Raw genomic sequence first — 4,486 nt, 5'->3', positions numbered from 1 at the left:
CCAGAAAGACCGCCTAAGAGTTTGCACTTTATAGATTATCTGAAAGAGTTGTTGATCTATACTGAAAGACTTGAAAAAGATTTAGAGTTTTGCACTAAAGAGATTAAGCCCGCACAACAACCCGCCCTAACAGCCCCCAAATAACGCCGCTTAAAGCCCCCGCAAGTGCCACAATAACACTCTAACACAAAGAGAGAGCCAAAAAGAGGAAAAGGGCAAGAGTGGGGGGGCTAAAGGGGGCTTAAAAAAGAGAGATTTAAGCTTATAGTATTAGGCTTAGATAGCTTGAGTAGGATAGGCTAAGGTTAAAAATCCATAACTATGGATAAAATCTACAAGTAGCACACACAAAAAGGCGGTGTTGGCAATTAGTAGAGCTCCACACACCCTAATAAATGCCTATTTTGCGCGGGTTTAGGTGTGTGCAGAGCTCTAGCTGTGAAAAACACTACTAGAAAAGCCCTAAAATAGGCACTTTTTGCAGGTGATCAAGAGCTCTTGACTACTACTAAGCCCCAAAACCTTTAACCTAGCAAAAGCGGCTAAAGCCAAAGTCTAACCCTTGAAAAGCCCTAAAATAGGGGATAAAATAGTTTAAACTTTAAAACAAAGGGTTAGCATGGAGCTTTATAATAAAATCCACGAATTATTAGATCAACTAGAGGAAACTAAAAAACGCAATAACGCAATTTTAGACCTAGCTAAGACTGAATTACAAGAATATGTGAAAACTTGCACCAAATCCGAACTAGAAAAGCAACTCAACACACGCCTAGAAAAGGCAGAGTTGGAAAAAGCCATAGCTAAAGAAATTAATACCCATTATGAAGCGCTTAAACCTTCTTTAAACACCCAAATAGAGGGCGTGATCAATGTGCTTAAAGGCCAACTAGAAAAGCAAATGCCTAAGATAGAGGAAAGTTTAAAGCAGGATTTAAAGGAACAAATCCTAAATGAACCCCTAATAGATAACTCCACTAAAGAAGCTATCTTAGAGGCTATGCAAACTAGCTTAATGGGCAAGTTAGAAAGAGAATTTGAACAAGTGCACTTAAGCGCGCTTCAAAGTGGTGTAGAAAATGCCCTAAAAGAGTGTATGGAGTTTGTGGTAAATAAACAGATCAGCACAGATAAACAGATAGCAGATGTGCTAAACAAGCTTGAGATTAAGGCTAATGAGCCGTTAGAAACACTCCTTAAACCCATTGTAGAACAAGCTGTAGCAAATGCAGATTTAAGCTTTTTACAGCCTGAGTTATTAGAAAGAAGTATTCAAGATTATTTAGATCACAACAAGGAATTTAAAGATCAGTTTGCCCAATTAGCTACAGCTGAGTTAAAAAACTATAGCAAAAGCCTAGCCACAAGGCAATTTGAGACCCTAGCCTATAGTTTAAGTATCCTAGAACAACACGCGCTTAAAATCTTGCAGGATCAAAGTATGCAGCTAGAACACCAATACTTATCCGATTGGCAGTTTGTGCTAGATATTAGGCGCAAAATGGCCGAAGATGCCTTAATCAAAAGCGGGGTGATTGAGGAGCGCAACATGAATACTAAAGCTTATGAGGTGAACTAATGGGATTATTTAACCAAATAACAGATTTTGCTAAACAACTAGGTAAGGGGGCAAGTGAGGGGGCAGATCAAGCAGTAGAGCAAGTGGCTAAAGAGGGCGCGCTCAAGGCTAAAGAATTAAGCGATCAAGGCCAACAAGCCGTTAAAGAATTTATCAATCAAGGACAGCCGGCGGTTAAAGAATTTATAGAACAAGGGCAGGAGGCAGTTAAAGAAGCCGCAGAACAAGGCGCGCAAAAGGCTAAAGAGTTTATCCAAAACACAACTAAAGCTAGCACTATGCTAGGAGCAAATGCAGCGGCAAATAACCAAACTTTAGAGGGGGAAGATACAAGAAGCCAAGATAAGCCACTAGACTTTAACCAATACTTGCTAGATCAAAACGCTAATCAAAGTAGCTTGAGTGAGGAACAGACGACTAAACCCCGCCCCACTACAGGCATTAAAGATTTAGATCAAAAGATTGCTAATAGAAATCTAAGTGCCTTTGATTATTTGATCGCTAAAAATCTAGGCATTAATCTAAATGTGGCTTTAAATGGCAGTTTAGAGTTAAACCAAAAGATCGCTAATAGAACCCAAGCGGTGAATGCGGTGTATGAGACTTTGCAGGCGCTAGATTTAGGCGATAATATTATGCATAAGGTGCAGGATAATAGCGGGTTTATCAATGGGGTTAAGCGCATTCTAAACCACAAAACGGGCGGATTATTTAGCCTAAGCCCGGATAATGCCCAAACCCAAAATGCCATTAATCGTTATATCTATAGCGTAGCAAGAAGCGCAACTAACGGTAAGATCACTAACCAAGCGGTTAATGACGCTAGAGAAAGTGCAGATATTGCCTTTAGAAGTGCAAGAGAAAATAGCGCTAGAATTGCAGAATTACAAAATATCCATTTAACGCGGCTTTTACAACAAATCGATCAAGTTAAAGCTTTAGGGGGGAAAGTGCCGGGTAGTGTGTATCTTAAGCTAATGGAGCACCAAAACAAAGTTAAGTATGTCAATGAAAACGGGGGCAAGATTGATATTAAGGCTTATGATAAATTAGGTTATCCACAAATCCCAACTAAGGTTAATTAATGAAAATAGTAGATGAATTAAGAAAAGAAAATTACGAGTATGTGAATACCACACAAGAGGCAATAGATATATTGGTAAGTATCACCGGGTGTTGTGGGGATACTAACTACTCTTTTGAAGATCATAAATTTGTGGAAGGACAAGCGAGCTTTTGGAATGAAGGCAGTAGGGGCTGTAGTGTGCGCGTGTATACTACAAGGCTAAATATTGACATGATTATTTTAGGCGGGGCGGGGAGTGCTAAAACAATTAGGCATACGGGGTGGTTTAACTACCATGAGGCAGAATTTGACGGCAGCCAATATACCGATAGCTGGGCACGCGCGCGATCCATGCTACATGGAGAGGATCAACTACTTAATGTTTGGATCGCTAGAGAATATAGTTATGGATCGGGACGCGAAAGCACAGTTTACAGAACCTACCGCTTTAGCTGGAATAATTGGCAATGGGGCGCTGAACTGAATAAATACACCCGCCCCGTTGCACAAGGCCAAAGTAGCAGCTTTGTAACCACTCTTAGACCCGGTGAAAGTATTAAGGTAGACTTCTTAGATAATGGCGCTAAAACGGGCTATCAATTAAGCATTTATAGTTTAGAGAGTAACGGCGGTGTGCCCTTTGATCCTGAATTGCTAAAGGTGTTTGAAAAAGCTACAGATACAGCGCCCACTACAGATAAACAAGATAGCCCACAAGTGCCCACAGAAAGCGCTACACAAAGCCCACAAACCCCCACAGAAAGCGCTACACAAAGCCCACAACCCCCCACAGAAAACCCCACACAAGAACAAGATGTAAAAGGAACAAATCCTAGCTAAAGGTTAAACCATGTTAGACCCTGAAACTAAACAAGCACTCAGAACAGATTATGAGCAACACGGCGTGAGTATTGCTAGCCTTATGGCTAAATACCAAGTGCCCCAAAAAGAAATTAAATTTTTGATCCAAACAGAAAAATGGGATAAATGGCAAAACAAGCTAAAGGCGCAAATGCAGGCCTACTATGAAACTAAGGGCTGTAGCATTGAGGAGTTGGCTAGAAAATTTAATTGTAAAATCCCGGATGTGAGACGCTGGGCTAGCACTTGGAGAGCTGGGCAGGCTACTAAAGATATTCAAGCTGAAGTGCTTAATGATGAGATGACAAACCATAAGATTGGATCGCTTCTGCATGCTAAAAAAGATCACATTAAAGAAACTATCAAACAAAACCTTAGCCATATCAAAATAGACCCGATCATTCTTGAATGCATCGCTGAAGAAAGTAGCGATGAATTGCTACTAAAAGCGATGAATCTACAATTCATTAATAAGCAAATGCTAATGGCGGCCATTATTGCAAAAGAGGAATTGCTTAAAATGGTTAAACATGATTTGCACAATGCAAAAGGTAACCCGGTGATTATTGCAGCGGCTGAGAAAGTGGCCAAGATGTTTGCTGATCTAAAAATTAGCCTGTATGGTAAAGAAGTGATCTTAAAAGTGCAGGAAGTCAAAAACGATTATACAGAGATGAGCACAGAGGAGCTTTTAGAAATTGCTAACGCCCCCGCTACAGAGGAACAAGAGGCAGAAGAACAGCTAAAAGAACTTGTAAACCCCACACAAGGCGATTAATCCAAAAAACACCACTAAAGCACACAAGAGGGCTAAAAAGAGGAAAGGGGCGGGGCTAGCAAAGTGCTAAAATAGTGCTTGATAATCTTAGGCTTAGATAACTTGAGTATGATAGGCTAAAGTTAAAAACCCATAGCTATGGATAAAATCTACAAGTGGCACACACAAAAAGGCGGTGTTAGCAATTAGTAGAGCTCCACAC

At 40.5% G+C, this 4,486-nt stretch carries 4 protein-coding genes; all 4 read left to right on the top strand.

The window, feature by feature from the left end; translation table 11 throughout:
- Positions 1-619: 619 nt before the first annotated feature.
- Genes G6Q06_RS08120 through G6Q06_RS08660 form a run of 4 tightly spaced genes read left to right on the top strand, consistent with a single transcriptional unit; the run spans position 620 to position 4,284 of the window.
- Positions 620-1,579 (top strand): hypothetical protein, encoded by a 960-nt coding sequence (locus tag G6Q06_RS08120; RefSeq protein ID WP_163565315.1) that lies wholly within the window; start codon positions 620-622, stop codon positions 1,577-1,579.
- A complete protein-coding gene (locus G6Q06_RS08115) occupies positions 1,579-2,664 on the top strand; it encodes a hypothetical protein (RefSeq protein ID WP_163566282.1) in 1,086 nt (361 codons plus the stop codon). The genes G6Q06_RS08120 and G6Q06_RS08115 overlap by 1 nt, the downstream gene beginning before the upstream one ends.
- On the top strand, positions 2,664-3,485 hold the full coding sequence (locus G6Q06_RS08110) for a hypothetical protein (protein ID WP_163566281.1): 822 nt from the start codon (positions 2,664-2,666) through the stop codon (positions 3,483-3,485). Before G6Q06_RS08115 ends, G6Q06_RS08110 begins: the two co-directional genes overlap by 1 nt.
- 10 nt (positions 3,486-3,495) lie before the next feature.
- Positions 3,496-4,284 (top strand): hypothetical protein, encoded by a 789-nt coding sequence (locus G6Q06_RS08660; protein ID WP_240329366.1) that lies wholly within the window; start codon positions 3,496-3,498, stop codon positions 4,282-4,284.
- Positions 4,285-4,486 lie beyond the last annotated feature (202 nt).

It is taken from the genome of Helicobacter suis (genome assembly GCF_902196135.1).
GTDB classification, from domain to species: domain Bacteria; phylum Campylobacterota; class Campylobacteria; order Campylobacterales; family Helicobacteraceae; genus Helicobacter; species Helicobacter suis_A.
This window is presented reverse-complemented; position numbering and strand designations above follow the sequence as displayed.

Coding starts and splice junctions, on each gene's coding strand:
- G6Q06_RS08120 (WP_163565315.1), top strand. CDS start 620: ATGGAGCTTTATAATAAAATCCACGAATTATTAGATCAACTAGAGGAA.
- G6Q06_RS08115 (WP_163566282.1), top strand. CDS start 1,579: ATGGGATTATTTAACCAAATAACAGATTTTGCTAAACAACTAGGTAAG.
- G6Q06_RS08110 (WP_163566281.1), top strand. CDS start 2,664: ATGAAAATAGTAGATGAATTAAGAAAAGAAAATTACGAGTATGTGAAT.
- G6Q06_RS08660 (WP_240329366.1), top strand. CDS start 3,496: ATGTTAGACCCTGAAACTAAACAAGCACTCAGAACAGATTATGAGCAA.